Below are 24,168 nucleotides of genomic sequence, written 5' to 3' on the forward strand. Positions count from 1 at the left end.
GCCTCCTTAAACTTTATAACTTTCTTCATTCCGCACTTCATCTAAATAATCATCATCAATATGCGCTTCATCAAATGTTGCCATGTTATTCATCATAGCCATTGCAAATTCAATCACCGAAAACGCAATGGGACAACCACTCCCCTCCCCTAAACGCATGCTAAGGTTTAGCATAGGTGTCAATCCTAATTGTTCAATCGCTATGTTATAGCCGATTTCTTCTGATTTGTGCGATGGAATGCAATAATCTTTTACATCTTTATTTAATTTAGTTGCCACTAATGCTGCTACAACTGAAATAAAGCCATCAATGACAACGGGGATTTGGTAATAAGCCGCACCTAAAAAGACACCGACCATTCCTGCAATATCAAATCCACCGACTTTAGCAATCACATCAATTGGATCTTGTGGATTTACTTGATTTAACTCAACTGCTCGTTTTACGACGTGCTTTTTTTTCTCATAGGCAGCTTTCGTAATTCCGCCACCTTTTCCAACAAGCTTATCCACAGAAATCCCCGTTAATCCTTTTAAGACAGCAGCTGAGGTTGTGGTATTTCCAATCCCCATTTCACCCACGCCGAGTAATTGGTACCCCTTTTCTCTAGCTTTTTTAACTGCTTCAATTCCAACTTCAATCCCTTGAACCGCCATTTCATGAGACATTGCGGGCCCTTTATAAATATTTTGCGTTCCTTTCGCAAGTTTTTTATGAATGACTCCTGGAATAATTTCGTCAGAATTAATCCCAATATCAATCACCATTAAATCAGCTTTATTTTGAGCTGCCAAAACTGCAACGCCTGTTTTACCTTTAATAAAATTTTTAGTCTGAGCCAATGTTACAAGTTGTGGAGCTGATGCTACGCCTTCTTCAACCACTCCATTATCAGCCGCCATTATGATAATACACTTTTTTTCAATCTTATTTACAACACGTCCTGTAATTCCGGCGATTTGAATTGAAAGATGTTCTAATTCACCTAGACTCCCTAGGGGCTTTGCTAATGAATCAACTCTTTTTTTAGCTAACTTCTTTGTTTCTTGATTAATGGGTTTGATACCTGCGAGGACTGTCTGTAACAAAAAATCTCCTCCTAACTTTTCTTTTTAAACGTTCACTTTCTCATTCATTTTACAAGATTATCTGAAGGCTTGCATCCTTTATTGTTTATAAACGACAAAAAAAGCCTACCTTACAACTATAAGATAGACTCTCAAATGAAATTTAAATAACATAACAACTACTAATTAATGATTTCCCCACAAAATCATTTCAACTACACACCAAACACTTTTAAAGGCAATTAGAATATGAACCACTCTTTTATTATAACTAGAATCAAATTAAAATTGGTCTGCTACAAGCAGACAAACTATTAATTTGATAAATAATATTTTCATTAATAAAGAGCAAAAAAAAGGAGCGTCAAACGCTCCTAGAAATTTATGAGTTATTGAAGATGATCAATTGCGTATTGTGCTTCCTCCGCTGTAAACTTCTCTCCATATTCTGATGTTAATTGATCATAAATAGCGCTCGGAGACATAGACATCATTTTTTGATAAGTTTCTGCTTTTTTTAACGCATTTTCCTCCCAATCCGCTTTTACATTATCCACCGCGTACTGTGCTTCTTCTGCTGTAAACTTCTCCCCGTATTCTGATGTTAATTGATCATAAACACCAGCTTTAGACATATTCATGGTATTGCTATACGTTGTTGCTTTTTTTAATGCATTTTCTTTCCAATCAACTTGCACATTATCAATGGCATATTGGGCAGCTTCTGGTGAAAATTTCTCTCCATATTCCGATGTTAGTTGATCGTATACTCCTGCCTTAGACATATTCATGATATCGCTGTATGTTGTTGCCTTTTTTAGGGCTGATTTGTATTCTGTTGGAATATTTTCTTCCACTTTTTCCTCTACTTGAGTAGTATTTTCTGTTTTTTGAGTAGTCTCTTCTACTTTATTTACTTGATCCACTTCTTGTTCAATAGTTTGATTTGATTCTGAATGATTTGATGAATCTTCCCCACCGAAAGCTCCAATCATGACAAATAAAATAATCAACCAAAACCACCATTTTTTATAAAATGATTTTTTATTTTTCGCCCCACATTCTGGACATACTTTAGCCTTAGATGCTATTTCTTTAGAACACGTTTTACATTTAATCATTTTTCCCATTATTCAGGTCCTCCTTCGTTTTTTTACTTCTCTATGCGATGATATATAACTTAATTAGATCAGTATCGATTGAAATGACACCTATTGATTATACAAATAACCTAAACCAAAAGGGTCTGCTAGGAGCAGACCCTTTTGGTTTAATATAAAAAATTAGCGTTTCAAAAAATCATTAAGTAATCCCCAAATCATGAATATAATAAAATTATAAACCATTAATCCAGTCAATAAATTATCTTTTATACCCGGAAGTCTCTGTTGAAGCTGTTTATAATTACTGTTGAGTAACGTCATACTAATTAAACAGATAACGAGTGATACATTTTCAATCCAAGTAATGATTGAAGTACCTTGAGTTCCCCCAAATATTAAAAACAGATACCAAAGCGTCGCAATAATGACAAATAGTAGATTTCCACGTCGGTATCCTGGAATTTGTCTAATTTCTTTTAAAACAAGATTTTTAGGTTCCTTGTTAGGAAGAATGTTTAAAAAGTCTAAACAAGATAAATATAGGTTAACTTGTTGCCTAATTAATGATTCTTTTAGTTCTATTGGCCTATGAATCAGTTTGGATAAGTCTGACTTTAATTCATGCACATTTTGATATCGATCATTCGGTGAGAGTTTCGTACATTTATCGATGATTCTCCCAATCTTAGATCGATTTTTTTGATACATATCACCAGTTGTTAATACATTTAGTAACACACCAATCGAGTAAATATCACTGCGTGCATCCGTTTGTTCAAATCCAAATTGCTCAGGTGAAGCGTAACCTTTAGTTCCTAAAATGTGTGTATCGAGCTGGCGATTATTTTGGTAAACACGCGATACATCAAAATCAATCAGTTTCAAAACTCCGTCTGCACTAATCATGACATTGGATGGTTTAATATCGCGGTGGATAATTGGGGGTTTTTGATTGTGTAGTACTTCTAGTACTTCACATAAGCGAATTCCACATTTAATCGCAAAACTTTCATCTAACGGCTCATTCATATATTCTTGTAAGGTTCGTCCGTTGATAAATTCCTCGATAACAATTAAACAATCTTCACATTCAAATATCTCTTCTATTTTTGGAAGATGTCGATTTTTAATATGTTGTAATTTTCGATAAACATCTAGATTATAATTTTTCAGAATTTTCTTAATATAAATTTTACTTGTTAACGAATTTTGAACAAGTAAAACGTCACTTTTAGGTGAATGATTTAATTCAACTAATGTTTCATATAATGAAATTTGATATTCTTGTTCTAGTTGATCCATATAATCCCCTTAACATTGATTTAAAGTTTAACTCATTATACTATTATACTATACAAGTCCAAGTAAGTTTTTAACAGCGTAAAAACTTTTGACTAAATTAAATTTCTAGGACCTAGGAACGATCAAACTATTTCTGTAAATATATAATTTGTGATTTGAGGTGTGAATATGAGCGATAAAAAAACGACAGAGCTTGATACAATATTAAACTTTATTGAAGATGAGAAAATGTTAGATGACTACTTAAAACTTCAATTACCCAAAAACACATTAACGTTTATCAATTATCTTGAGGAAATTCGTTCAAACAAAAACTTAAAGAAAGGCTTGTGGATTGAACAAGCTGATATTTCACGTTCTTATGCATATCAGATTTTTAATGGAACTAAATCTCCTAGTCGCGATACCATTTTAAAATTATGTATTAGCGGTGGTTTTTCCCTTGAGGAGACTAATAAAGCTTTGACTCTTGGCGGATTTAATAAGTTGTACGCTAAGAATCGTCGTGATTCTTTATTAATTTTTGCACTGAATAAACAGTTAAATCTGATTAATACGAATTTATTTTTAGATCGTTATGAACAAGATTCCCTTGGAAATATCGATTAAAAGATAGGTTTTATAGCAATTCCTCTTATCTTTTGATAAAATGAAGTGCATATCATTTGACAAATATTTTTTAAGGGGAAGTTATGGAGAATTATAAGATTGGACAATTAACTAAGACAATGGGAGTGTCTCCTCATTTATTAAAGCATTATGAAAAATTTGATTTAATTATTCCAACGAAAGACCATGAAACTAATTATCGTTATTATGATTTTGGGCAGTTTGGAAGATTGATTCAATCTAAAAAATTTCGTAATATAGGTTTTTCGATTAAGGATACTTCTGACTTAGTTAAAGGAATTGATAATACAAAACTAAATGAGATGCTATCAAAGCATATTGACTCTCTTCAAGTTGAAATTGAAAATTTAAAATTACAACAAAAGTTGGCGATAGATTTATATGATTCGAGTGTAGAATGTGATGAAAGATTAAATCAATGGTTCATTGAAATGATGCCAACTCGATATATTTTAATCCAGAGTGATAATAAAAGATTAATTGAAGAACACCATAGTTTAATCGGAGAAATTAATTTAATTGATCATGCCCCAATTACAGAGTCGTTATTATATATTCCAAAGTCTAATTTAAAGACGGAGGATTTTAGTTATCACTGGTGTTTGGGGATTTCACAAACTGCACTAGATTTTTTACAGTTAGCAGTTGATGAACGATTTATTCGTATAGATTCTTGTCGTGTTTTTACAACTTATTTAAAAGTTAAGATCCCGTATACTGAAAACAAAGTTCTAATTCATGCGATTAAGGAAATCTTCACTGCGTATCCGTTTCATTGTAGTGGGGATATCATCGCTATCTTATTAAAATCGACTTGCGAGGATGAGATTCTGTATCAATATTTTAAAATATATATTCCAATCGACTAACCTGTGTCCTACACTCGGGTTAGTTTTTTTTTATGCTGATTTGAGAATCTGTGTCTATTCCAAATATGTAAATTAATTAGAAAATGAATAAAAAAAGTAGATTTTTTATATTAATTTTTTCACAAATCCTGTTGACTTGCCACTTACCCTCACCCTTAAACTGAGATTGTTAAATAAAACACAAAGTTTATTTGGGGAGGTTATCATCATGAATCATTTTTCTAAACGTGCTGCCGCTGCTTTTTTAGTCATGGCATTACTTACAACTGGATGTTCTGCTAATGAAGCATCAACATCATCTGATTCAGTATCTGAATCAACGCAATCAAAAGGAACACTTAAAGCTGGAACTTATACCGCAACGGGGACTGGAAACAACGGAACCATTACAGTCGAAGTTGTCTTAAGTGAAACAAAAATTGAAAGTATTAAAATTTTAGAATCAACAGAAACGGCAGGACTTGGAGATAAAGCTTTAGAATCTTTAATTGAAGAAGTCGTAGCAAACCAAACAATTGCCGTTGATACGGTAACAGGTGCAACAAATAGTTCAAGTGCGTTATTAACAGCTATTGAAACATGTTTAACAGAAGCAGGCGCTAATATTGAAGATTTTAAAACTGAAATTGCTAAAGTTGGAATCGACGAAGAAATCACAACTGAAATCGTTGTTGTTGGGGGAGGTGCTTCAGGTTCGGCTGCTGCCTTACAAGCTGTTCAAGATGGAGCAAAAGTAACATTAGTTGAAATGACGGCATCTCCTGCTGGTCAAGGAACAATGGCTGGTGGATTATTTGGAACAGATTCAACTCAACAACAAGAACAAGGTAAAACAGTAGATGGTAAATGGTTCTATGATCAATTCGTTGATACAAGTAACTATACTGCAAATGGTGGATTATTATCTAAAGTAATTCAAAACTCTGGACGCACTGTTGACTGGTTAATCGAAAATGGGGTGAATTTAATCTTAGCTCATCCTTCAACTGGTGGATATGAAGAGCATAAGTATACGCATCCTAATTCAACTATCCATGGATATGTAGATGGAGGAACTGTTGCTATTACAACATTACATGAACAAATTGTAGCACTAGGTGGAGAAGTTCTATATTCAACTAAAGCAACAGATTTAATGATTGAAAATGGTGAAATTAAAGGAATTCAAGCTGAGAAAGAAGACGGTGGAATCTTAACAATTAATGCTGATGCCGTCATTTTAGCAACAGGTGGATTTGCTGGAAACGAAGAATTAGTAACTAAATATTTTGGTGAAGGCGTAGGAAAAGGTCGCGTTGCAACAAATATCGGAACAGGTATCGAAATGGCCATCTCTGCTGGGGCTGCAGCAAGTTATGAAGATGCTATTACAATGCATTATGGAGTTAACCGCGGTGGATCATCTTGGGGATCTGCACTAAACTCTGCTTTAATTAATCCATTCTTATTTGTTGATGTTGATGGAAATCGTTTCATGAATGAAGAATCATTTATTTTCGAACCAATTAAAACATCAAATGTTATTAAATCATTACCTCAAATGACAGCTTATGAAATCTTCGATCAAACGATGATCGATATCGTTAAAGAAAAAGGAGCTGCTGGTTTAACTGATGTTTATACTGGTGAATTAGCAACTAATCCAACAGTATTTATTGAAGTTGGACACGAAGTTAACACAGCCGACGCTGCTAAAAAAGCTCATACACCAACGGATATCATGCCTGATATTGAAGCGTTAATTGAAGCAGGAAGTATTATTACTGCAAACAGTCCTGAAGAATTAGCAGAAAAATTAGGAATGGCTCACTTAGTTGATACTATCGCACGTTACAATGAATTATGTGAAACTGGTGAAGATACTGATCACTTTAAATCATCTAAATATTTAGATAAATTAGAAGGAACTTTATATGCTGTTAAAACAACTCCTTCAGTCTTCTTAGGAACTTTAGGTGGAATTGATATTAACGATAATGCTGAAGTATTAGATCCTAACGGAAAAGCAATTAAAGGATTATATGCTGCTGGATCAGAAACAAATGGAGCATATGGAAACAGCTATGTCTTCTTTGAAGGTGGAACTTTAGGATATGCTTATGGAACTGGTCGTATTGCCGGTGCAAGCGCAGCCGCAAGTTTAAAATAAAAAACATCATTGTTTACCTAACATGTCAATCCCTATTACATACATCCCTCTACTATTAGCACTAGTAGAGGGATTTTTTGTACTTTAAGCTTTCTTTTATGTTATTTTTCTCTACCCTAATATCGAAGTCCCGCATATTATAAAATTGGGATGCTATTTATCCTACCCTATTTTAAAGAAGAGTGATAAAAAATGATCTTGATTGGAATGTTACATCATCGTAAAATGCCCACTTCCATTGAAAGAACTTCTTTTTATGCCCTTGCCGCTAAAGAAGAAGGGGTAGATTTTATTTATTTTTCACCTAAAGGGGTGGATTTTAAAAATAAAGTCATTAATGGCTATGTGTATAAAGACGGAATTTGGAAACGTGCAACTAAACGATTTCCTGATGTCATTTTCAATGCAGGGAGTCCTGCAAAGCTTAATCGTTCAAAACAGATCGTTAACCGATTAAGAAAAGAAATTCCATTTACAAGTTATCCAGTAGGAAATAAAATGGCGGTATATAAGCGTTTAAAAAAGGCAAAAGTTTTTTCACGTTACTTAATTCCAACTCAAACAGTTTCTTCAACCCAAGAACTGTTGAAGTTTATACAAAAGAATGGAAAAATTGTCTTTAAACCGGTTGGTGGTCATCAAGGTGAAGGTGTAACCTTTATTGAACGAAAAGGACAAAAGTTCTTAGTTCAATTTGAAGGGGTAGATCATATCTATACCCTATCTCAATTAAATGAATTTGTGTCAAAAAGAATCCTTCATACAAACTATCTTGTACAACGCTATATTAACTCTAAAAATAGTGATGGTGAACCAACGGACTTTAGACTACATGTGCACAAAGATGGAAATAAAAAGTGGATTATATCAGTCATTTATGCACGAAGTTCTACAACAAGAAGCTTAATTACAAATGTTCATCAAGGAGCAAAAGTCGCCGTCTTAGATGACTATTTAAAAGAACACAATCCACGTCATCGAGAAGAAATGAAGAAAAAACTTGAAATCTTCGCCATAAAGCTTGCCAATCACTTAGATGATTTACAGGAAAAATCTCATCTTCATAAATTTGACGAACTCGGAATTGATATCGGAATTGATGAACACAACAATATCTGGATATATGAAGTCAACTGGCTTCCTGGCACTCCACACTCCTTCTATGGAAAGTATGGAATCGAAACTAACACTATTCGTTATGCCGCAAGCTTATGTAAAAAATGATGTGTGAATGAACGTAAGATTAGCAAAAGAATGCTACATCAGAAGATTAGGATAAGAAACTTAGTAATATGACATCAAAAGTATTTCTAATACCTAAAGTTCCTAGTCTTATTTCCTATCATTCCATTTATAAAAGACTTCCCACATACACACTTGGATAAAGCTGAACTACTCAAATGAAATCATCGTCAAAGCTATTAAATTATTGTTTACAAAAGGAAGTAATAGGTAATGAAAACCATTATATTTATAAATAGTAACAAAACCGGCTCTAGTCGTGAAGCTATTAAAGCCGCAGATAAAATGGGATACTTTACAATTTTATTAACTGATAAATCCGGATTTACAAATCGTTCAGAATACCCTGAAATAAAATTAGTGAAACGAGTCAATTTTAAAAACATGGATGAAGTTCGTAACGTCATAAGTAACTTACAAAAAACAGGTAAATTTGAAATTAAATGTATCATTAGCTTTATTGATCAATATTGTTATGTAGCAGCTCAATTAGCAGAAGAATTTGGTCTTAGTCAATTCACAACAGCTGGAATTATGAATATGGAAGATAAGTTATTATCACGAAATGCGGTTAAAAATTCTCCTTATAGCCCCCGTTTTATTAAACTAAATCCAAATGAAAGTTTTAGTAAGCGTGAAGTTAAAGACTTAATTCCATTCATGTTAAAATCTCCGTCTTCAGCAGGATCTAAAGATGTTTTTAAAATTACATCGATGGATGAGTTTAACACTTATCGAAAAAGACTCACTAAAAAATATCCACAAGAGCCTCTACTTCTTGAGGAATACCTTGATGGCCCTCAATATTTAGTTGAATGTATGGTTATTAAAAAAAGCGTTCATATTGTCGCGATTATCGAGCAAGAGATTACATTTTACAATCGTTATATCATCACGGGGTATAATCTAGTGATTGATCCAAATCCAAAATTCTATGAATCTCTTAAAGTTGCTGTAAAAGATATCATTGAACTTCACGGGCTTGAAAATGGTTCCTGTCATCTTGAAATGCGCCTCGTTAATAAACAATGGAAGCTAGTTGAAACAAATCCTAGAATTTCTGGTAGTGGAATGAATGAGTTTCTTGAAATTGGATTGGGTATAAATCTTGTAAAAGAAACGTTAAAACTAGCACTTGGTAAAGAGCCTGATTTAGAACCTAAACACAAAAAAAATGCATTTGCACAATATATTATTGTCAAACAAAAAGGAATCTTAGAGCGAGTCTTAGGAAAACAAGCTGCACTTACATCCCCTAATGTTAAATCAGTTTATATTAAACCTAGAAAAGGTACACTCTTAACCCCCCCAGAATCAATGGGAAATCGTTATGCTTATGTTGTAGCAATTGGAAAAACTGAAAATGAAGCCAAAAAAAATGCTAAATATGCTGCTTCAAAAATAAAATTCGTCTTAATGCCTTATACAAATCGTAATGTCAATCGAACTAATACTCGAAATCTTAGTCGAAATTCAAATCGAAAACCAAGACGTTAGCTCTTTAAATTTCCTATTTAAAACTCCAACCCTATTGGAGTTTTTATTTTGGAAAAAATTATCCGTTCGCTCTCAATTCGCATATGATAGCATTGGGGTAGTGTTTTTATCTATCCTAAGGAGAGAAAAATATGATATTAATTGGATATTTAAGCCATCGCAAAAATCCAAGAACGGTGAAGCAGGCTTATTACTTTGCAGTCGCTGCCCAAAAAGAAAATGCAGAATTTTTATTTTTTTCACCAAAAGGGATCGATATTGCAAATCGGAAAATCAATGGATATATCTTAGTTAAAAATCAGTGGAAAAAAGTTGAACGCCGTTTTCCAGATGTTATATTCAACCACGGAAATCCAGGTAAAATGGCTCATTCCCAAGATAAAATTGATGTCTTAAAACAAGAAATTCCTTTTACAAGCCATTCCATTGGATCAAAAATGACAGTTTATTATCGCTTAAAAGAAGCGAAAACTTTTTCAGAGTATTTAATTCCTTCTATTACGGTTTACTCACCTAAAGATGTTTTAAACGCTTTAAATAAATATAAAAAAATTGTATTTAAACCGAATGATGGTCATAAAGGGATTGGTGTGACTTTTATTGATAAATTACCTAAAGGATATAGTGTAAAAGTAGATCATCAGAAATTTATATATAATGAAGCACAATTGATGAGATTTGTGAAACAACGTATCAGAGGTAAAAAACATTTAATACAGCCCTGTATTAATTCTAAGACACGATATGGTGTCCCTTTTGACTTAAGACTGCATGTGCAAAAAGATGGTAATGGTGAGTGGAAAGTTGCCTTAATTTATGCCCGTGTAGCTCGTAATAATTCGTTCGTTACTAATTTAAGTAGCGGAGGATCTCGGGTTCCAATTGAAAAATTTTTACGCCAACAATACCCAAAAGAATACAGTGCCATGAAAAAACGCCTTGAAAGATTTGCATTGGATTTGGCACGGCACATGGATGAGATTCAACAACAAGTTCATTCTGAAACTTTAGATGAGCTTGGTATTGATATTGGTATTGATCAAAATAAACATTTTTGGATTTATGAAGTAAATTGGCGCCCTGGACTTCCTCATGCATTATTTGGAAAAGTAGGTGCTGAGCGCACAATGATTCAGTATACGATTTATTTAGCTAAACAACATAAATCTCACCTCAATAACCGATAAGGATAGTTGTTCCCTTCTTAATTAAGTTCAATTCATTATGATAAAGTTCTACTATTAAATACATCATATTTTTATTCCTTATAATACTTATAGCAAGATTGTCACTTAACTTAACATCGGGAACTATGAAATTCAAATCATAAGGGAGACCCACCCTAAATCATAAGGAGATATTATTATGAAAAAACTTTCAATAGGTACGATTAGAAAGGTGATTCACGGTTCTCTTGTTAAAGGAAATGATAATCTCATGATTTCTTCCGTTGTGACACAAGCAAAACAAGTAGAATCTAGTAATACCCTTCTTTTCTTACTCAATCCTAGAACTTTTGACTGGAGATTTATCAAAAAATACTTACCTTGTGCAATTGTTACAGATCGGCCTATTGGTCACTGTCCATTCGGTAATAACTGTACAATTATCAAAGTTAATAAAATAAAAGAGTCATATTATGACTTTATTGATTTTTATCGTAATCAATTTGATATCCCCGTTATCGCTGTCACTGGAACATGTGGTAAAACAACAACAAAAGATATGACACGTCATATTTTAAAGCATTTTTATAAAACAGAGGGAACCGTGAAGTCTACTAACGGGGAGTCTAAACATCTCTCTTACTTAATGAAATTAAATGATAGTGTTGAAGCAGCTGTTTATGAAACTGCCGTGGCTGCTCCTGGTTATATAAAAAAAAGCTCACGATACTTTAAACCACAAATCGGAATCATCACAAACATCGGTATTGACCACCTTGATCAATGTAAAACACTCGAAGGTTACATAAAAGCTAAAGGTGAAATGGTGAAAGCAGTTGGTGAAAAAGGAACCTTAATCTTAAATGCCGACGATGATAACATTAAAAAAATTAGCTTAGAAGATTTTAAAGGAAAAATTATTTACTATGGTGTAGGCGAGAATGCCGATTATCAGGCTTCAAACATTGAATTCGTACCTAAAGGAATGAGTTACATTTTAACTGTTAATAATAAAAGATACAAAGTTTTCATTCCTGGTTACGGTGTCCATCAAGTTTATAATAGCATGGCTGCCATTGCAGCTGCTTATGAAGTGGGAATTAGCTATCGTGATTCTATTAAACTCCTTCCTTCATTCAAACATTTAAATTCTCACTTTGAAGTTATGAAAGGATTGAATCAATGTCAGCTGATTGTGGATACTTGGAACATCAATCCTACTTCACTCGAAGCAAGTATTAAAACAATGTGTGAAATAGCTAAAAATCGTAAAAAAATAGCGCTAGTTGGTAGCATTGATGCACTGGGGAAAAACTCAAGACAACTTCATCAAAAAGTTGGGGATATGATTTGCCAGTATGATCTCGACGTATTAATCACTATAGGATCCCAAGCTAGATATATTGCTTTGCAATGTCGTCGAAATGGATTTAAAGGGAAAGTATATAGCTTTTCATCAACAGAAGGAGTGCGTCGATTATTGAATCAAATTGTTGATAAAGATACAACACTACTTACAAAATGTTCAATGCATGACCCGGCAGTCATTAACTTCGTAAATAACCTTAAACTTAAAAAATAATAAAAAAACTGTTCAGATTTAAATATACTCTGAACAGTTTTTAAATTCTATTCGACTTCTCACTTTGCTCCTCGAATTATCTCAGTCTAAATAAGTTTTTCACACTCGGAAAACTTTTACTCAAAATAGTGGAAGCTTATTCTCTTAAAGATGTTAGATTGCCCCTATCGTTCTCCTTAGTATCAACAGAAGGGCTTAAGTAGTAAGTCTGATTATAAATGTATGAATTAAAGTTCTTTTGTATATAGAATTGCATATTGCTTAATTTGTATTTTAGGATATGTTATATTTAAAACTAGGAAATCATCAATCTTTTACATTTAATAAAAGATTGTTTATCAATATGTTTTTTTTACTAGGAGGGGCTTTTAAATGTTTAACGATATTTTAATCAAACCAAACAATAATGAACTTCATGTTTATAGTTACTTTGATCGTGAATTTATTTGTAGCGTTAAATTAAATGATAAAATTCAAATAGAATGTTATGATGACATTGTTTTTCTTTCAGGAGAACTTAAACAAAACACGATTACGAATCAACTACATTTAGTTGACCGAAATGGATTTGTTTGCCCTATTGAATTTGGAACAGTTTATAAAAAGCTTTGGTTAATTGAAGATGAATCAATGTTTAATAAATTCTAATTAATGATTACTAAAAAGGTTCAGAACTCAAGTTTCTGAACCTTTTTACTTGATGTTAGTAGCTTTAGTATGACTTGAGTAGAAGTGATAAGACTCAACCCTATACTATTTTATTGGCTACTTATGAACAATGATGCTATCCTCACTTATCCTATCATTTAAAATTGATTTTCGTATGCGCCTGATTTTCATCATCCAATTAATATCATTTAAATTTAGTATCTTCCTTTTATAAGTAAATCATTGATCAGTTCACTGATTCTCAGTCTTTCATCGTATACCCATTCAACATCAAATTCAATATTGAAACTTTTACAGAATGAGTAGTATAGGTTAACCTCTTGATAGTAGGTTTCTAAATTTGATAAATTAACTTCACCTAGATGAGGTCTTGGTACTTCACCCACTTTTTGAACAAAATAGCTTTCGATGAAAAATAGTAGCGTCGATAAGACTTCATCATTATGCACATCAATTGGTAACTTCATCAATTTCCATTCCACATATTCATCCAATTTATAACGACGGACTTTATCTAAGACTAAAATATAATCACGGATATCCATCTTACGATAATACAGGGTCTCAACAGGCATTGTACTCCAAAGCGCCAGCTTTTCTTTGAGCGGTAATCCTTCAATCTGAAGTAACACTTCACTTGGTCCAATGACAGCTTGTTCAATCGGGTCATCTTCCATCTCAATCTTTTCTTTTAAAAATGAATAAGAACGTCCATACCCTGCTACATATCCGACTTCATAAATTCCAATCCTTCCTGCTCGTCCTGCAATTTGTTTGACTTCTTGGGACGTTAAAAATCGTTCTTCTTCTCCATCAAATTTGCATAAATTCATGAATACAATGCGTCGAATTGGCAAATTAACACCCATTCCAATCGCATCCGTTGACACTAAAATTAAATTTTTCTTATGCACAAAGTCATAATACTGCATTTTACGAACCTCGGGTGGCAAATCACCATAAATCACACTCGCATTGATTCCCATCTCCTTATACTGTTTTGCTAGCTGTAAAACTTTTCGTTTTGAAAAAAGGATAAAGGCATCTCCTTCTTGTGTATCCTGATGATTAAATGGCTCTTTTTCTATAACTAATGGCACAAGTCTTTCATATTCAATGACTTCAAACTCATCGCCACAATCTTTAATCATTTCAAGTAAGATTTCTTTTGCATTTAACGCCCCACAGACATGAATCTCAGAACATCGAAGCCCTAAAAGAGCACGCGTCCAAGAAGAGCCACGCTGATAATCTCCAATCATCTGAATCTCATCAATAACTGCTACATCGTAAGTCTGATCTAAATTCACTTTTTCAACCGTTGAACTTTGATGGTTTGCTTCGGGAATAATAACCTCTTCCTCCCCCGTTAATAACGTACAAGGTACCCCTTCTTTATTTAACCGTTCATAAATTTCAAGCGCCAAAATGCGAAGAGGTGCAAGATATACACCTTTTTGACTTTGTTTTAAACGTTCAATAGCTCGATGGGTTTTTCCCGTATTCGTCTGACCTAAATGCAAATAAATTTTACGTTTAAGATTTCTTGCTTCCTGATATTCATCTTTAGGGTTTTTGGGAAAATGTGTTTTAAATGAATCCGCCATTAAATTAGGAATATGACTACTGACGAGCGCCGTTAAAATACCCGATGATAAATACTCTGGAAGATGCGATTGAACAATTTCATCAAATTCAAAGCTTGTATTATTTTTGTCATTATAGTCTTCTAATAATCGAACTGATATTTCATCTAACAAGTCGCGATATTCCTTATACACTTGATGATACCCTTTAAGCGATTGACCATCCATTTCAGTCAGCACCTTTAACTTTTTTCGAACTGCCGCCTCGTGATTCCACAGGTTTCCTATCTTAGTGTGGTGCACGACTTGTTTAATGCCGAATAGCTGTTCTTTTAATTGTTTGAGGTCACGGATTTCACGTCTATTTTTTTTCATAATCATCACCTTCAACAAATTTCGACTTTCTACTCATTATTTATAGGATGGTCATTTTTTAAAAAACATTGCTCACTTTTTACTTTTCTTTTTATATGCTATACTAACAGTGTTGAAAAAATTTTTTATAAACTAAGGAGTTGTTTGTTTGATCAAGCATCGTAAAATGGATTCCGTCCTTTAAGAGAGGACATCCAATTTGTCCTCTCACAGTAGCAAAAATCGTACTACTAACTAATTGGAGGATTTAAAAATGAACTTAATTATTAGAACTGAACATGAAAAAGAATTTAACCAAATTTATGACTTTGTGCGTATAGCATTTGAAACAGCTCAAGTATCGGATGGAAACGAGCAAAACTTTGTCAATGAGCTTCGCGCCAGTGAAAACTATATTCCTGAACTTGCCTTAGTCGCTTTAGTTGACGGAAACATTATTGGACATATCATGTTAACAAAATATATCGTTCAAGATTTGAATCAAAATCATGACGTTTTATTACTTGCTCCACTTTCTGTTGACCTAAATTATCGCGGTCAAGGTATAGGTTCAAAACTTGTCATGAAAAGTTTTGAGCTAGCTCGTAAGATGGGATATACAGCTGTTGTATTAGTTGGGGATCCTGCTTACTATCAACGATTCGGCTTTAAATCTTCTGTTGATTTTGGCATCAACTGTCATGAAATTCCTGCTCAGTACATTCAAGCTTGTGAATTAGTTGAAGGAAGTTTAGATAACGTCTTTGGCACTCTTACATTCTAATGAAAACACCTTTAGGAAACTCCCTAAAGGTGTTTTATTTTTAGTCCAAGTAGTGTCGCTAATTGAAGAGCCTGTTCTGGTGAGACACTTAATCCTTTTAAATTTTCCATTGGAATTACAATTCCGTCTATCTTACAGTTTGAAAAATCGAGACCATTCAATGAGGTGTGAATAAATTCTGCTATCTCTAATTGATTTTCTTCAAATGCAACTTTATTAAACTGACATTCATTAAAACTTCCATGTGAAAACTGATTACTTAGTAAATTTACTTTTTTAAACGTTGAAAAGGAAAAGTTGATATATCGTCCACTATTTTCTTTAAATAGTGTTTGTTGGATGCCACAGTTTGAGAAATCACTTCCTGTCAGACGACAGTTTTGAAAAATACAACGATGTATAATTCCATCAGGCATTTTAATATTAGACAAATCACAGTTTTCAAAAATCGTATCCGTTAAATCAATATGATCAAATTCACATTCTAAAAACACAACATTTTTAAAATGACATTGATTTAAACTTAGACGCTCAATGGATAAATATGAAATTTCTTCGTTTTCAAATTGCATCCCATGAATGTAGTAGTCTTCTGCCAAGCACTCTGTGAAGGTAAGGTTATGATTTAATTTCCCTGTTCTTTTCGGTTTCTCAATTTTCTCCATTGTCTACTTCTCCTCTACTTATAAATCATTTCGTATAATCTATTTATTTTCTCATTTAAGGTATGTATACTAAAAATTCCCGCTTCTTTGATATATTCTTTCCCCTCTATGAATAGAATCGTAGCGGGAACGGAATAGACGCCAAAGTGTGATGAAATTTCAGCATCCTTATTCACATCTATTATCCGCATTTCAATTTCAGGATACTGCTCTATTATTTTTCCTACTTTCGGTAATAACGCAAGACAAGCACTACATTGGCTTCCTTTAAAATAGAGCAACATCATTTGATGTGTTGAAAGTTGTTGAAGCAACAAATCTTTATTCATATAGGGCTCCTTTTTGTCTCATTCTTAATAAGTATTATTATATCCTGATATAGTTTTAATCTCACCTTAATTTATAAAAAAGGTTCGCTCTTATTGAGAGCGAACCTTTTTGGCTTAATCGACTGATTTAAGTGATTCTACCATTTCGATTTTTTTCAATTTATAATACATTGCAAAGTTTACTACGAAGGCGAATAAAATAGTTAAGCCTGCTGAGTAAATAAAACTTAGTGGAGCAATTTGTCGTCCAAACATCATATTATCAAGTTCGACTGTGAGCATGATATAACGATGTAGTAAAATTCCAAGTCCAAGTCCAACAACCGTTCCAATCAAGGTTAAAATGATATTTTCTCGATAAATATAAGCTGAGACTTCTTTATCATAGAATCCTAATACTTTAATCGTTGCAATCTCACGCATACGTTCTGAGATGTTAACATTCGTTAAATTATACAAGACGACGAATGCTAAAGCTCCGGCAGAAATAATCATTAATAAAACGACATAGTTCAAATTCTGAATCATGTTATCAAAATTACTTCCAATCGATGAGTTCCAACTTATCCCACTTACACCCGCTTGATTCATATAATCTGATGAAACCGCCTCTTCAAGTTCTAACGTATCATCATTAGCAACACCTAAAATACTTTCAAATGTTGGCGTCTCATTAAATAATTCTTCATAATAAGTTGGTGATAAATAAACATAATGGAATAAATAATTTTCAACAATTCCCGCTACTTTAGCCTCTGCTTTTTTACCATCGGCATTTTCAATCGTCACATTATCTCCAACTTTAACCCCCAATTGTTTACCTACTTTCTCACTCAACACGACTCCATATTCTGGAAGTTCAACCTTTTCTTGTGTCACACGATTTCTGAGTGAAACAAATGGATCTAAATCAGCAACTGAATGGGGAACGAAGACATTAACATCTTTTGTCACGTCATCATCAGATAGTTTACCATTCTCACTATGAATTGATAAAACGCCCTGAATTCTCGGATCATTTTGTAGCTCAGTAACTAGTGCTTTTTCATCTGAAAGTGAAATATCTTTATTTAACTTCATCGTCATATTATATTTAAATATTTCTCCAAATTGCGTATCCACAATTGTACGAATTGAATCTTTAACTCCAAATCCTGTTACAAGTAACGCCGTACATCCCGCAATTCCAAAGACTGTCATGAAGAAACGTTTTTTGTAACGGAATAAGTTTCGTACCGTTACTTTCGCAATGAAGTTTAGGCGATTCCAAATGAATGGAAGACGTTCTAGTAAAATTCTTTTCCCTTCTTTCGGTGCTTTAGGTCGCATTAAAATAGATGGTGTTTCTTTTAATTCCGCATTGACTGCAAAGAATGCTGATAAGGTTGTGACCCCTACTGCAATAAGTGTTGCAATGATTACCAATGGCCAACTAAATACTAAAATAGTATCTGGTAAAGTATACATCATACCATAAGCATCAATCACAACATTCGGGAAAACATTAAATCCGATTATGGTTCCTAAAATTGCCCCTGTCATACTTGCTAGTGCAGCATAAACTAAAAACTTCGATGCAATTTTGACTTTACTATATCCTAATGCTTTTAACGTTCCGATATTTAATCGTTGTTCATCTACCATGCGTGTCATTGTTGTTAAACAAACTAAGGCAGCAACTAAGAAGAAGAAAATCGGGAAGATTTGTGAGATGGCTTCAATACTCGAAGCCGCATTTTTATAATCTACATATGAATAATGAGAATCTCGATCTAGCACATACCATTCTGGATAAGTCATATCATTAATTTGATCCTGTGCTTCTTGTAGCTTTTCTTCGGCCTCTTTAAATTGTTCTTCTGCTTCGGCTTTTCCATTTTCATAGTCCGCTTCAGCTTTAATTAATTCTGCTTCACCTTTTTCAATTTCATCTTCTGCTGTCTTAAACTGTGCATAAGCATTTGATTTTTCCGTTTCTAATTTAGCTTTTTGCTCTGCTAATTCTTGTTTTGAAGCTTGAATCGTACGTTTTCCAGCTAAAATTTGATTTTCTCCATCAATTAAGGCTTGTTTATTTTTCTCAAGTTCAGCTCTTCCGGCATTTAATGTCTGTAGCGCTGATTCATAACTTTGTAAGATAGGAGCAAGTTGCGCTTCAATAGCCACTCTTTGTTCATCTGTTAAATCTGGATTTTGTAGTGAGGCTTGTAGTTGATTTTTATAGGCATCAAGTTGTGCAACTTGTTCTTCCCCAGATTTAAGCTGTGCCTCAGCAGCTGCTATTTGAGACTGTGCACTTTCTTTTTGAGCTAAAAAATCATTATACGCACGATTTAACTCATCCTCTGCTTGTGTTAACTGTGCTTCCCCCTGTGCAATTTGTTCCTCAGCTGATTGAATCGTACTTTCAAACTCTGCTTTATTAGAAGCAAGTTGAGCTTTTCCGTTTACTAAATCTTGTTTCGCTGTTTCGATTTGACTTGCGGCATCCTCAAGTTCTGCTAGTGCCTCTGCTTTTTGCCCCTCGTATTCTATTCGATTTTTATCAAGTTCTGACTGTGCTTCTTCCATCACTTCATCATATCGATGCTTTGTTTGAGTTTCGCTTAGCACTTCAATTTCATCTACTACGTGAGACACTGTGTCTTTATACTGATCTGAGAATGTATCAAGAGCTTTTGTGTTCGATAAACTCACATACATTTCAGTATAGATATCTGATTTAAAATCACTTTGTGGAATCATCATAAAGCTTGAGATATTTCCGCTCCCGATATTTGATGTTCCTTTATCTGCTGACAAATAATATGGAGTTTCAACAATTCCAACGATCGTATATTCAGTTGTTTTTAATGTATCACTTAACGGGTCATCTGTCCCTGATTGTAATTGTATTTTTGAACCTAGTTCAATTGAGCCAAGATATTTACTTTTTTCAACAACAGCTTCTCCAGATTTTTCAGGTAATCGCCCTTCAACTAGTTTAACTTGGTTAATATAATCTGGATTATTTGAATTTAAGTTATCAATTGGTAAGGCATGCAATCTGATAACTAATTCATTATCTTGATATTTTGTTAAAACATCTTGTGTAAAGGTTGGAAAAACCCCTGACACATCATTTAAACCTTTAACAGCTTCAACATCCTGATCGGTGAAACCAAGGGTAGAGATTAATCTCAAATCCATGAAATTATAATCATCATAGTATTGATCTACTGTCTTTTGCATAGCAAGCGGAGCAGATTTGATTCCGACAAAGAAGGCAACGCCAAGAGCAGAGATCATTAGAATCGACATAAATCTTCCTAATGATTTTTTGATATCACGGAAGGTATCTTTTGTTAAACTCTTACTCATTCTTACCACTCAATCCCTTCTACTGGCATTGGGTTTTCGTTGATTTCGATCTTAGCTACTTTTCCATTACGAACATGGATAATTTTATCCCCCATCGGTGCAATAGCTAAGTTGTGGGTAATCATAACGACCGTCATCCCCATTTTACGACATGTATCTTGTAATAATTTTAAGATTGCTTTTCCGGTATTGTAATCTAATGCACCGGTTGGTTCATCGCATAATAATAATTTTGGATTTTTGGCCAATGCTCGTGCAATAGCAACACGTTGTTGTTCTCCACCCGACATTTGAGCAGGAAAGTTATTTTTACGATGTCCAAGTCCCACTGCCTCTAAAACCTCTTGAACATTTAACGGATTTTCACAAATCTGAGTTGCTAGTTCAACATTCTCAACAGCTGTTAAATTTTGAACTAAATTATAAAACTGAAAGACAAATCCGATGTCATGACGACGATATGTAATTAATTCCTTATTTGAATAATTATTAATTTCGTTTCCATCAACTAAAATCTTTCCACTGCTGGCATGGTCCATTCCACCTAATATATTTAAAACAGTACTTTTTCCCGCTCCACTTGCCCCAGCAACAATGACAAATTCACCTTTATTAATGGAAAAATCAACACCGCTTAAAGCTTCAATTTCAACTTCTCCCATTTTGTAAACTTTTTTTACATCTTTAAACTCAATGTAACCTGCCATCTTATCACTCCCTATTTTGTTTCCTTATATTTTTAGCATCCTGAGATAGCTTACTCACAGATTTGAGCATTAATGCTAAATAAACAGATTATTGACTTTTGAACATATGTCTATTATTATTCATTTTAATAAAATGTACAATAATCAATCTTTTACACCGTGTTAAATAATCAACATTCTTTAACTATATGTTCAATAAATAAAAAAAGAAGGGATTATATAAAATGAAACCTAAACTAGAAGACCGCCGTGTTAGGAGAACAAAAAAACTATTAAAAGAAAGTTTTATTGAATTAATGTCTGAAAAACAAATCAAAGATATTACGGTAAAAGACCTTACTGAACATGCTGATTTAAATCGTGGAACTTTTTATCTTCACTATCTCGATATCTATGATTTATTAAATCAGCTTGAAGATGAAGTCATCGAAAATGTTTCAATGATGATCCAAGATTTTAATTTTAGGAATTCTAATCAATCGACTTATTTATTACTAGAACAACTCTTTGAATATATTTATGATAATAAACATATTTTAAAAACCTTTTTGCAGAGTCATTCACAAGGACATTTTTTTAATAAAATCCAACTCTTAATTAAAACGATAGGGCTTGATACACTGAAAAATCTTTATCAAGAAAGTGATTCTATTGAGTATACTTTATTCCTATCCTTTGTTTCAAATGGCGTTATTGGTGTTACAGAACAATGGATTTCTGATGGTATGACCCTAACACCAAAAGAAATGGCACTATTAATTGATAATATTATCAATCATGGTGCCAAAATCCTTATTCAAAAATAAAAAAAGAACTGTATCCTGTGATACAGTTCTTATACAAAGAAGAAAGACAAAAAAAGTAAACTAAAAATGAAAAAATTAAGCGCATAAATAGCGGTAGAGAAACTTAGGAGAAGAAGAACTTCTACTCTTCTATCATATACAGTTATTCGCGATGTTAGACTGTTTTTTTTATTTTCTCCTATCAATCGTCAGTTTTTTTAAATTAATTTGATTTTTTTGTTGCATTTTATCTCTATACGTGTTATTCTATAAAACCAACCCCTTGCGTTAAGACAAGGAATGTTTCGAAGGTTGAAGGAAGAACAATTTCCACGTACTGTTCTTGATGTGTTTTTGCATATATCATCGTCGGTAATGATGATAACCGAAGCATTCACAAAAAGGAAGTAATTACCACAAAAGATAATTACGAGCGCTTTTTCATAAATAGAGCTCAGATTGACAACATAAATGATGAGAGTCATCTCCTCACAGAAACCAATATGAAGGCTAATTCCTTAGATTCCTAAGGAAACGTGGCCACTAGGCTCTGTTTATTTTTCTTGTTTAAACGCACATGCGTTTTATAGGAAGAAGGCCTGTAAAACCTTTGGGGTTAATAAAACACCAAAGGAGGAATTTGTAATGAAACAAATTCAAATGTTAAAAGATGCAGCAAAAGGTTTAGTAATTGGAACAGCTTTATTCTATGTTACACCACATGTGATTAACATCATCGCAATGTCAGTTGCAACAAAATAATTTCATAAAAAATCCCACGATTACATATCGTGGGATTTTTTATTATTGTTCTAAATGATTATTTGGATGATTAATATTATCGACAAAATCTTTTGCTTTCTCCATTAAATCTTCTGTTTTATTAGCTACTTTTTTAGAAGCATGTTGAACACCTTGTACCATATCCTCTGCTAACTCTTCAGCACCACGAGCTGCTTTTTTAGCACCTTTTGAAATACCGTGAGCCATATCTTCCGCTAACTCTTCAGCACCACGAGCTGCTTTTTTAGCTCCATATTTTAAATCTTCAGCTAAATCTTCAGCTTTATTTGCCACTTTTTTAGCTAAATGTTCTGTATCTGTTACAACCTTTTCATATTTATCATGAGTTGACATAAGTATACCTCCTTAAATTGACTATAAGACCGTTTGAAGTGTTTCTCTTAAAATATCCACTGATTTATGAAGTTGATCGCGTTCTTCTTTTGTAATATTTAAATTATATACTTCACGTACTCCATTACGATTAATAATGGCAGGAACTCCTGTGAAGATATCTTTAATTCCGTATTGTCCATTTAAATAAGCTGAAACTGGTAAAACACAATTTTCATCATTTAAAATAGCTTTGACAATACGTGTTGTACACATCCCAATACCGTAATAAGTTGCACGTTTACGATCGATAATGTGATATGCTGCATCACGAACATTCACATAAATTTGCTCTAAATCTTCAAATTTATATTGTGGATCGTCTTGAATAATATCTAGTAAAGGTTTTACCCCAACTGTTGTGTGAGACCATAAAGGTGTTTCTGTATCACCATGTTCCCCAACAATGTATCCATGCACGTTACGTGGATCCACATTTAAATATTTACCAATTTCATGTCGTAAACGAGCTGTATCAAGCGTTGTACCTGTCCCGATGACACGATGACGTGAAAGACCCGATTCTTGCCAGGCAACATATGTTAAAACATCTACTGGATTACTTGCAATTAATAAAATTCCATTAAATCCTGATTTCATCACATTTTTAACCACATCGCGCATAATTTTAGCATTACGTTCAACTAAAGCTAAACGTGTTTCTCCTGGTTGTTGATTAACACCAGCTGTTACGACAACAATATCTGCAGTACCACAATCAGCATAAGTTCCTGCCCAAATTTCAGTTTTATCAGGAGCAAAGGCAATACCATGACTTAAATCCATTGCTTCTCCTTCTGCTTTATCATGGTTAACATCAATTAAAACTAGCTCCTCAATTCCACCTTGATTAATAATTGAGTACGCAAAACTCATTCCAACAAAACCTGTTCCGACTAATACAACGCGTCTTACTCCACTTTTCAACTTTTACACCTCTAATCAATCTTACTTTTATTGGTAGCCTCTTTAGAGTCACGCTACTATCTTTAGTATTTAAATCAACATCAGATTTATGCGAAAAAAATTGAATTTTGGTGAATTAAACTAAATTACGTAAAATAAAAAAACTATTGAATTGGCTAACTAAATCACACAACTGATCCCTTATTTTTCTACTATACGAACCTTATCCCTTTCCGCAC

The 24,168-nt window shown here is 33.3% G+C and carries 20 protein-coding genes; 10 read left to right on the top strand and 10 right to left on the bottom strand.

Features of this window, described 5'->3' with window-relative positions:
- Nucleotides 1–6 precede the first annotated feature (6 nt).
- The 3 genes from cobT to J6D32_RS11570 all read right to left on the bottom strand — a co-directional run bounded on the left by cobT (nt 7) and on the right by J6D32_RS11570 (nt 3,473).
- Nucleotides 7–1,089 (bottom strand): nicotinate-nucleotide--dimethylbenzimidazole phosphoribosyltransferase, encoded by a 1,083-nt coding sequence (gene cobT, locus J6D32_RS11560; RefSeq protein WP_006784185.1) that lies wholly within the window; start codon nt 1,087–1,089, stop codon nt 7–9.
- A 368-nt stretch (nt 1,090–1,457) separates the two neighbouring features.
- Nucleotides 1,458–2,198: an Ltp family lipoprotein gene (locus J6D32_RS11565; RefSeq protein WP_006784186.1), complete on the bottom strand. Its 741-nt coding sequence runs from the start codon at nt 2,196–2,198 to the stop codon at nt 1,458–1,460.
- A 153-nt stretch (nt 2,199–2,351) separates the two neighbouring features.
- Nucleotides 2,352–3,473, bottom strand: coding sequence for a serine/threonine-protein kinase (locus tag J6D32_RS11570; protein WP_009606355.1), 1,122 nt, complete (start codon nt 3,471–3,473; stop codon nt 2,352–2,354).
- Nucleotides 3,474–3,641: 168 nt separating this feature from the next.
- On the opposite strand from J6D32_RS11570, the gene J6D32_RS11575 reads away from it, so the two are divergent.
- From J6D32_RS11575 to J6D32_RS11610, 8 genes are all read left to right on the top strand, one after another.
- On the top strand, nt 3,642–4,082 hold the full coding sequence (locus J6D32_RS11575) for a helix-turn-helix domain-containing protein (RefSeq protein ID WP_006784188.1): 441 nt from the start codon (nt 3,642–3,644) through the stop codon (nt 4,080–4,082).
- Nucleotides 4,083–4,165: 83 nt separating this feature from the next.
- A complete protein-coding gene (locus tag J6D32_RS11580; RefSeq protein WP_006784189.1) occupies nt 4,166–4,972 on the top strand; it encodes a MerR family transcriptional regulator in 807 nt (268 codons plus the stop codon).
- Nucleotides 4,973–5,180: 208 nt separating this feature from the next.
- Nucleotides 5,181–7,121 carry an FAD-dependent oxidoreductase gene (locus J6D32_RS11585; RefSeq protein WP_006784190.1) on the top strand — a complete coding sequence of 647 codons (1,941 nt, stop codon included), beginning with the start codon at nt 5,181–5,183 and terminating at the stop codon, nt 7,119–7,121.
- Nucleotides 7,122–7,313: 192 nt separating this feature from the next.
- Nucleotides 7,314–8,345 (top strand): YheC/YheD family endospore coat-associated protein, encoded by a 1,032-nt coding sequence (locus J6D32_RS11590; RefSeq protein ID WP_006784191.1) that lies wholly within the window; start codon nt 7,314–7,316, stop codon nt 8,343–8,345.
- 231 nt (nt 8,346–8,576) lie between these two features.
- Nucleotides 8,577–9,860: an ATP-grasp domain-containing protein gene (locus tag J6D32_RS11595; protein ID WP_009606362.1), complete on the top strand. Its 1,284-nt coding sequence runs from the start codon at nt 8,577–8,579 to the stop codon at nt 9,858–9,860.
- A gap of 131 nt (nt 9,861–9,991) precedes the next feature.
- Nucleotides 9,992–11,047, top strand: coding sequence for a YheC/YheD family endospore coat-associated protein (locus J6D32_RS11600; protein WP_006784193.1), 1,056 nt, complete (start codon nt 9,992–9,994; stop codon nt 11,045–11,047).
- Nucleotides 11,048–11,225: 178 nt separating this feature from the next.
- Nucleotides 11,226–12,608: a Mur ligase family protein gene (locus J6D32_RS11605; protein WP_009606359.1), complete on the top strand. Its 1,383-nt coding sequence runs from the start codon at nt 11,226–11,228 to the stop codon at nt 12,606–12,608.
- A gap of 372 nt (nt 12,609–12,980) precedes the next feature.
- Entirely contained in the window at nt 12,981–13,256 is a 276-nt protein-coding gene (locus tag J6D32_RS11610) for a hypothetical protein (protein ID WP_006784195.1), read from the top strand.
- A 215-nt stretch (nt 13,257–13,471) separates the two neighbouring features.
- On the opposite strand, the gene J6D32_RS11615 is transcribed toward J6D32_RS11610, so the two are convergent.
- Nucleotides 13,472–15,238, bottom strand: a complete 1,767-nt coding sequence (locus J6D32_RS11615; protein WP_006784196.1) for a helicase-related protein — start codon at nt 15,236–15,238, stop codon at nt 13,472–13,474.
- A 253-nt stretch (nt 15,239–15,491) separates the two neighbouring features.
- On the opposite strand from J6D32_RS11615, the gene J6D32_RS11620 reads away from it, so the two are divergent.
- Entirely contained in the window at nt 15,492–16,001 is a 510-nt protein-coding gene (locus tag J6D32_RS11620) for a GNAT family N-acetyltransferase (RefSeq protein WP_009606368.1), read from the top strand.
- Between the two features lie 23 nt (nt 16,002–16,024).
- On the opposite strand, the gene J6D32_RS11625 is transcribed toward J6D32_RS11620, so the two are convergent.
- The 4 genes from J6D32_RS11625 to J6D32_RS11640 form a co-directional block, all read right to left on the bottom strand.
- Nucleotides 16,025–16,666 carry a pentapeptide repeat-containing protein gene (locus J6D32_RS11625; protein WP_006784198.1) on the bottom strand — a complete coding sequence of 214 codons (642 nt, stop codon included), beginning with the start codon at nt 16,664–16,666 and terminating at the stop codon, nt 16,025–16,027.
- Nucleotides 16,667–16,680: 14 nt separating this feature from the next.
- The gene (locus J6D32_RS11630) at nt 16,681–16,995 is read right to left on the bottom strand and encodes a thioredoxin family protein (protein ID WP_155061911.1); all 315 of its coding nucleotides are present in this window, start codon (nt 16,993–16,995) and stop codon (nt 16,681–16,683) included.
- A gap of 114 nt (nt 16,996–17,109) precedes the next feature.
- Nucleotides 17,110–20,355 (bottom strand): FtsX-like permease family protein, encoded by a 3,246-nt coding sequence (locus J6D32_RS11635; RefSeq protein ID WP_155225903.1) that lies wholly within the window; start codon nt 20,353–20,355, stop codon nt 17,110–17,112.
- 2 nt (nt 20,356–20,357) lie between these two features.
- Nucleotides 20,358–21,062, bottom strand: a complete 705-nt coding sequence (locus tag J6D32_RS11640; RefSeq protein WP_006784201.1) for an ABC transporter ATP-binding protein — start codon at nt 21,060–21,062, stop codon at nt 20,358–20,360.
- A 224-nt stretch (nt 21,063–21,286) separates the two neighbouring features.
- On the opposite strand from J6D32_RS11640, the gene J6D32_RS11645 reads away from it, so the two are divergent.
- Nucleotides 21,287–21,868 carry a TetR/AcrR family transcriptional regulator gene (locus tag J6D32_RS11645; RefSeq protein WP_006784202.1) on the top strand — a complete coding sequence of 194 codons (582 nt, stop codon included), beginning with the start codon at nt 21,287–21,289 and terminating at the stop codon, nt 21,866–21,868.
- Between the two features lie 783 nt (nt 21,869–22,651).
- On the opposite strand, the gene J6D32_RS11650 is transcribed toward J6D32_RS11645, so the two are convergent.
- Together J6D32_RS11650 and J6D32_RS11655 are read right to left on the bottom strand one after the other, a co-directional pair.
- On the bottom strand, nt 22,652–22,984 hold the full coding sequence (locus J6D32_RS11650; protein WP_006783745.1) for a hypothetical protein: 333 nt from the start codon (nt 22,982–22,984) through the stop codon (nt 22,652–22,654).
- A 21-nt stretch (nt 22,985–23,005) separates the two neighbouring features.
- Nucleotides 23,006–23,950, bottom strand: a complete 945-nt coding sequence (locus tag J6D32_RS11655; RefSeq protein ID WP_006783744.1) for an L-lactate dehydrogenase — start codon at nt 23,948–23,950, stop codon at nt 23,006–23,008.
- Nucleotides 23,951–24,168: the final 218 nt, after the last annotated feature.

The sequence above is a fragment of the Turicibacter sp. genome, assembly GCF_017941855.1.
Lineage (GTDB): Bacteria > Bacillota_I > Bacilli_A > MOL361 > Turicibacteraceae > Turicibacter > Turicibacter sanguinis.

Bases quoted from the DNA above. Each gene is read 5' to 3' on its own strand.
- J6D32_RS11565 (WP_006784186.1), bottom strand. From the start codon at position 2,198: ATGGGAAAAATGATTAAATGTAAAACGTGTTCTAAAGAAATAGCATCT.
- J6D32_RS11570 (WP_009606355.1), bottom strand. From the start codon at position 3,473: ATGGATCAACTAGAACAAGAATATCAAATTTCATTATATGAAACATTA.
- J6D32_RS11575 (WP_006784188.1), top strand. From the start codon at position 3,642: ATGAGCGATAAAAAAACGACAGAGCTTGATACAATATTAAACTTTATT.
- J6D32_RS11580 (WP_006784189.1), top strand. From the start codon at position 4,166: ATGGAGAATTATAAGATTGGACAATTAACTAAGACAATGGGAGTGTCT.
- J6D32_RS11585 (WP_006784190.1), top strand. From the start codon at position 5,181: ATGAATCATTTTTCTAAACGTGCTGCCGCTGCTTTTTTAGTCATGGCA.
- J6D32_RS11590 (WP_006784191.1), top strand. From the start codon at position 7,314: ATGATCTTGATTGGAATGTTACATCATCGTAAAATGCCCACTTCCATT.
- J6D32_RS11595 (WP_009606362.1), top strand. From the start codon at position 8,577: ATGAAAACCATTATATTTATAAATAGTAACAAAACCGGCTCTAGTCGT.
- J6D32_RS11600 (WP_006784193.1), top strand. From the start codon at position 9,992: ATGATATTAATTGGATATTTAAGCCATCGCAAAAATCCAAGAACGGTG.
- J6D32_RS11605 (WP_009606359.1), top strand. From the start codon at position 11,226: ATGAAAAAACTTTCAATAGGTACGATTAGAAAGGTGATTCACGGTTCT.
- J6D32_RS11610 (WP_006784195.1), top strand. From the start codon at position 12,981: ATGTTTAACGATATTTTAATCAAACCAAACAATAATGAACTTCATGTT.
- J6D32_RS11615 (WP_006784196.1), bottom strand. From the start codon at position 15,238: ATGAAAAAAAATAGACGTGAAATCCGTGACCTCAAACAATTAAAAGAA.
- J6D32_RS11620 (WP_009606368.1), top strand. From the start codon at position 15,492: ATGAACTTAATTATTAGAACTGAACATGAAAAAGAATTTAACCAAATT.
- J6D32_RS11625 (WP_006784198.1), bottom strand. From the start codon at position 16,666: ATGGAGAAAATTGAGAAACCGAAAAGAACAGGGAAATTAAATCATAAC.
- J6D32_RS11630 (WP_155061911.1), bottom strand. From the start codon at position 16,995: ATGAATAAAGATTTGTTGCTTCAACAACTTTCAACACATCAAATGATG.
- J6D32_RS11635 (WP_155225903.1), bottom strand. From the start codon at position 20,355: ATGAGTAAGAGTTTAACAAAAGATACCTTCCGTGATATCAAAAAATCA.
- J6D32_RS11640 (WP_006784201.1), bottom strand. From the start codon at position 21,062: ATGGCAGGTTACATTGAGTTTAAAGATGTAAAAAAAGTTTACAAAATG.
- J6D32_RS11645 (WP_006784202.1), top strand. From the start codon at position 21,287: ATGAAACCTAAACTAGAAGACCGCCGTGTTAGGAGAACAAAAAAACTA.
- J6D32_RS11650 (WP_006783745.1), bottom strand. From the start codon at position 22,984: ATGTCAACTCATGATAAATATGAAAAGGTTGTAACAGATACAGAACAT.